Annotated in this window: 5 protein-coding genes; 4 read left to right on the forward strand and 1 reads right to left on the reverse strand. The window is 33.9% G+C overall.

Annotated features, from left to right (window positions below; genetic code table 11):
- Nucleotides 1-260: 260 nt before the first annotated feature.
- Nucleotides 261-470 carry a hypothetical protein gene (locus KQI85_RS15950; RefSeq protein ID WP_216577025.1) on the reverse strand — a complete coding sequence of 70 codons (210 nt, stop codon included), beginning with the start codon at nt 468-470 and terminating at the stop codon, nt 261-263.
- A 341-nt stretch (nt 471-811) separates the two neighbouring features.
- On the opposite strand from KQI85_RS15950, the gene KQI85_RS15955 reads away from it, so the two are divergent.
- From KQI85_RS15955 to KQI85_RS15970, 4 genes are all read left to right on the forward strand, one after another.
- A complete protein-coding gene (locus KQI85_RS15955) occupies nt 812-2599 on the forward strand; it encodes a bifunctional homocysteine S-methyltransferase/methylenetetrahydrofolate reductase (protein WP_216577026.1) in 1788 nt (595 codons plus the stop codon).
- A gap of 182 nt (nt 2600-2781) precedes the next feature.
- On the forward strand, nt 2782-3273 hold the full coding sequence (ilvN, locus tag KQI85_RS15960; RefSeq protein WP_216577027.1) for an acetolactate synthase small subunit: 492 nt from the start codon (nt 2782-2784) through the stop codon (nt 3271-3273).
- Nucleotides 3274-3320: 47 nt separating this feature from the next.
- Complete coding sequence (gene ilvC / locus KQI85_RS15965; RefSeq protein WP_216577028.1) at nt 3321-4334, forward strand: ketol-acid reductoisomerase; 1014 nt, start codon at nt 3321-3323, stop codon at nt 4332-4334.
- A gap of 468 nt (nt 4335-4802) precedes the next feature.
- Nucleotides 4803-5354 (forward strand): TIGR01440 family protein, encoded by a 552-nt coding sequence (locus tag KQI85_RS15970; protein ID WP_216577029.1) that lies wholly within the window; start codon nt 4803-4805, stop codon nt 5352-5354.
- The last annotated feature ends 222 nt before the right edge of the window (nt 5355-5576 follow it).

The raw sequence follows: 5576 nt of genomic DNA on the forward strand, positions 1-5576 counted from the left end.
ATTATGATTTAGCTACAGCCTACCAGTCTGTGCACGTTAACTATTGAAAGCGCCGTATACCGAACGGTACGTACGGTGCTGTGAGAGGACGGCGGTTAATCACCGCCTCCTACTCGATTGTCAAGAGTTGGGGTAAACTTTTTTGTGTTACGAGTAGCTACCATATTGAGTTTGCAGAGTGTGCAAAATGTTTTTTTGGTCAAGATTGGAAAAAAGTTCATATTAACAATCTGTTTGTTAATTCGTTAGTTTTTAGAGTGTTATCGCATTTCATTGCGTTGATATAGAAATCTTTGTAATTCTTCTCTTGACATAAAGTGATGTTTAGTAGCTAAGATATATTCCTGATCTTCTTTTGGCAATGATGCGAAGTAGGAATCATTTGCATATATATTCTCATTAAAAGGCATATATGCCGGTGCGGTATAATCAACAGGATTGTTGTCCTGATTAATTGAATTATTATCCATAGAAATCCTCCTTTTAATATTTTTGAACTTGTAATATAGTGAAGTTGTATGGGTAAGCTGGCATTCGAGACGTGTAAGTAATCAATATAGATATAGATGATTAATGTGTTGAGATGTTTTTATCACTTATATCATGTAGCTTGCCTTATAATAACATTATGAGAAAAAATATGCTTTTTTATGCAGAAGAATATGAGAAAAAAGGTTGTTAAGACAAGTTAATATTATTAATTCAAATCAAGGATTTACATTATTAAATAAATAGAGTAGAATATAGAAAAATCAGTAAAAAAGTCTGTGATAAGATAATTTTGCAAATATAATATGACGGGAGGAAGAACTTGGATATACGAGAATACCTAAAAAATAATATTTTGATTACGGATGGAGCATTTGGAACATATTTTGCAAATTTATGCAAAGAAGATGTATGTGAATGTGAAGCTGGTAATATCAATAAGCCTGACATAGTTATGAAGATACACAGAGAATATATTAATGCCGGTGCAAAGCTTATAAGGACTAATACTTTTGCTTCTAATATGATCTCTCTTAAATGCACAAGTGAAGAACTTAAAGAGAATATTGAAGCTGGTTACAAGCTTGCTATGTTTGCTTCAGACAATGGTAATAGTGCATATGTTGCAGCTGATATAGGTCCAATTCCTGAGAATTATAATGAATATGAAGATTTGGAAGGACAGTATAGATTCATAGCAGATGTATTTCTTGGATGCGGTGCAGATATATTTATGTTTGAGACATTTTCATCAATAGAATATATTGTAAAGACAGCTAACTATATAAAAAATAAGAAGCCGGATGCTTTTATAATGGCTCAGTTTAGTATCAATCGTTTTGGCTATACCAAGAATGGAGCTAATATAAAAAGAGTTATTAATATGATTGACAGTTGTGATGATATTGATTCTATTGGTCTTAACTGTGGCATTGGTTCAGCTCATATGGCTGATATCTTAAAGAAGATTGATTATAGTGGTGACAAATATTTTTCAGTAATGCCTAACTCAAGTTATCCTGAGATTGTGCGAGACAGGATGGTATATCTTAATAATAGCAGTTATTTTTCAGATAATATAAAAGCTATGTGCGAGATGGGTGCGGATATTATCGGTGGATGTTGTGGAACAAATCCTGAATTCATAAAACAGATAGCAGATAAAGTTAATCTGGTAAGAGAAGAAAAAGTTGTTAAGAATAAAGAAAAGATAGATTGGGCTGATAAGAAAGAGCCACTTGTTAAAAATGAATTTTTAGAAAAATTGAAAGCAGGTAAAAAAGTTGTTGCAGTTGAACTTGACCCTCCATTTGATGCAAAGATTGACAAGATCATGGAAAATGCTAATATTCTTAAGAATGAAGGTCTTACTGACATGATTACTTTTGCAGATTCACCATCTGGAAGACCTAGAGTGGATTCTATTCTTATGTCAACTAAAGTTATTAATGAAGTTAAGACAAATGTAATGCCTCATTTATGCTGTAGGGATCGTAATGCAATAGCGATGTTTGGACAGATTCTTGGAGGTTATGTGAATGGAGTAAGGAATATGCTTATTGTAACGGGTGATCCTATTCCTAGTGCTGGTAGAACAGAGACATCAAGTGTATTTGATTTTAATTCTGTTAAACTCATGGAATTCATAAAACAGCTTAATGAAGAGCATTTTTATGAAGATCCGATAGTATATGGTGGTGCACTTAATCATGGCAGAAAGAATATTGACAAAGAGATTGAGAGAATGCATAAGAAGATTGAAGCAGGTGCGTCATATTTTCTGACGCAGCCAATATATGGTGAAGAAGATATTGAACGTATAAAATATATAAAAAGTCAGGTTGATACTAAGATACTATGTGGTATTATGCCGCTTGTAAGTTATAGAAATGCTGCATTTATTAAAAATGAACTTGCTGGAATTAATGTTCCTGATGAAGTGCTTATGCGATACAGGGCTGATATGACTCGAGAAGAGGGTGAACAGACTGGTATTGCAATATCAAGAGAGATTATTGCAAAAGTATCAGATATTGCAGATGGAATATATTTTATGGTACCTTTTAACAGAGTTCATCTTGTGAAAGCATGTCTTGAAAGCATAGACTAATTTAAAGCAATTTTTAAACTTTGTGTAACATTTTCACTAAACAATTTGTTAATATTTTACAAAAATTAAAAATAGTAGTTGACAAAGAAAATATAAGTTGGTACAATTTTGTGGTGTAAAGCGATGTAGTGATGACACATTATTCGGTTTGGACACTAATTTGGGAAATGAGGTTTTACAAAATGAAGCATAACGTTTTATCAATTTTAGTAGATAATACGGCTGGTGTTTTAAGCCGCGTAGCAGGTCTTTTTAGCAGAAGAGGCTATAATATAGATAGTCTTACTGTTGGAGTAACAGAAGAACCTGCATTTTCTAGAATGACAGTAGTTGTAACATGCGATGATATGGTACTTGCTCAGATTGTTAATCAGCTTAACAAGCTGGTTGATGTAAGAGATATAAGAGTACTTCCAGCAGATGCATCAGTCTGCAGGGAATTAATACTTGTAAGAGTCGCAGCTACTGAGAAGGAGAGACAGTCAGTAATAGCTGTCGCAGATATCTTTAGGGCAAAGATTGTTGATGTCGCTAAAGATTCATTAATGGTTGAACTCACAGGTAATCAGGCTAAACTTAATGCTTTTATAGAGCTCCTTGAAGGTTTCAAGATTGTTGAGCTTGTAAGAACAGGTATTACCGGATTAGCTAGAGGTTCTGCTAATGCAGAATAATATATATATGCGCAATGCGCAAATAATATCCTAGGAGGAAAAGAAAAATGGCAAAAATTTATTATCAGGAAGATTGTAACTTATCATTATTAGAAGGTAAGACAATAGCTGTTATTGGTTACGGCAGCCAGGGTCATGCTCATGCATTAAATGCAAAAGAATCAGGTTGTAAAGTAATTATTGGTCTATATGAAGGAAGTAAATCATGGGCAAAAGCTGAAGCTCAGGGATTTGAAGTATATACAGCTGCAGAAGCAGCTAAAAGAGCTGATATCATCATGGTACTTATCAATGATGAAAAACAGGCTAAGATGTACAAAGAATCAATCGAACCAAACCTTGAACCAGGTAACATGTTAATGTTCGCTCATGGTTTTGCAATTCATTTTGGTCAGATTGTACCACCTAAATTTGTAGATGTTACAATGATCGCACCTAAGGGACCAGGACATACAGTAAGAAGTGAATATCAGGCAGGAAAAGGTGTTCCTTGTCTTATCGCTGTACATCAGGATGCAACAGGTAAAGCTCATGACCTTGCATTAGCATATGCATTAGCAATCGGTGGAGCAAGAGCTGGTGTTCTTGAGACAACATTCAGACAGGAGACAGAGACAGACTTATTCGGTGAGCAGGCAGTACTTTGCGGTGGTGTATGTGCACTTATGCAGGCAGGTTTTGAGACATTAGTTGAAGCTGGATATGAACCAGAAAGTGCTTACTTTGAATGTATCCATGAGATGAAATTAATCGTAGATTTAATCTACCAGAGTGGTTTTGCAGGAATGAGATATTCAATCTCTAACACAGCTGAATATGGTGATTACATAACAGGTCCTAAGATTGTTACAGATGAGACTAAGAAAGCTATGAAACAGGTATTAACAGATATTCAGGACGGAACATTTGCTAAGAACTGGTTATTAGAGAACCAGGTAGGAGCTCCACATTTCAATGCTATGAGAAAGAGAGCAGCAGCTCATCCATCAGAAGTAGTTGGTGCAGAACTTAGAAAATTATATAGCTGGAACAATGAAAATGATAAACTTATCAACAACTAATAATAGTATTATGATAGCGTAATAAGCTATAGAATATTAATTATTTTCAGATGATATAAGAGTTTATGATAATATAAGAATTTATGATATACCGGTATATCAGGCATTAGCCAGATGTGCCGGTATATTTTTAAGTTTTACAGCAGCAATTATCAAGATTAGATATTATAAATCATGATTATGTAAGATTTTTTGCTTTAGTTAAGAAATGGATATTTTGATAATCATAACAAGAATCTGTATGCAAATATAGAATGTATATATAATGTATAATTTGGGCTTTTTGTTAAGAACGGGGGTAATTTGGAATATAGCGTAAAAGAGTAGTGGAAATATATGATTTAAGTAGTATAATGTGTAATAGAGAGCATTTTATCACATTGCTATAAGATGCCGACTTGGATAATTGTATAACTATGTTTTAGCCAATTATCCAATATGTAATAATGAATGGAGGAACACAATTGTATGTATAATGAGATAAGAGAACAGGCAAAGAATGTAATTACAGAACTTTTTACAGTGGCAAAGCTAAAAAAAGGAAATATACTTGTAGTCGGATGCAGCTCAAGCGAAGTATGTGGTGAACGAATTGGACAAGGCTCTAATGCAGAAGTAGCAGAGATTATATTTGAAGAATTGTATGATATATGCAAAAAAAATGGAATATATCTTGCAGCTCAGTGTTGTGAACATCTTAATAGAAGTATAATTGTAGAAAGTGAAGTTATGGAAAAATATAACCTTGAACAGGTTAATGTTGTTCCACAAGTGAAAGCGGGTGGTGGTTTTGCAACAGCTGCTTATGCAGCATTTAGTGAGCCGGTAGCCGTTGAAGAGATAAAAGCACATGCAGGAATTGATATCGGCGGCACTTTTATAGGTATGCACCTTAAGAAAGTTGCAGTGCCTGTAAAACTCACAACAAGAAAGATTGGCGAAGCTAATGTAACAGCCGCCAGGACAAGACCAAAATATGTTGGTGGAGAAAGAGCAAGATATAATGAGAATATTGGATAATATTAGTAGAAATCAAAAGATATAATAATTGAATAGTTAGTGATAATAGTACCAGTGCAAGTATAGTAGATTATAATTGCATTGGTACTATTTATTTTGGCTCTTTGTCAAGAGCGGGGGTAAAATCCCATATTGGAAACCTGGTGCATAAGCATCAGGTTTCTTTAATATAACTAAGTCGTTGATAGCAAAATTCTATTTCTAAAATTCTCAAAGTTACGG

Origin of the sequence: Falcatimonas sp. MSJ-15, from assembly GCF_018918265.1 — a bacterium.
Classification (GTDB): domain Bacteria; phylum Bacillota; class Clostridia; order Lachnospirales; family Lachnospiraceae; genus Falcatimonas.

Bases quoted from the DNA above. Each gene is read 5' to 3' on its own strand.
- KQI85_RS15950 (WP_216577025.1), bottom strand. From the start codon at position 470: ATGGATAATAATTCAATTAATCAGGACAACAATCCTGTTGATTATACC.
- ilvN (WP_216577027.1), top strand. From the start codon at position 2,782: ATGAAGCATAACGTTTTATCAATTTTAGTAGATAATACGGCTGGTGTT.
- ilvC (WP_216577028.1), top strand. From the start codon at position 3,321: ATGGCAAAAATTTATTATCAGGAAGATTGTAACTTATCATTATTAGAA.
- KQI85_RS15970 (WP_216577029.1), top strand. From the start codon at position 4,803: ATGTATAATGAGATAAGAGAACAGGCAAAGAATGTAATTACAGAACTT.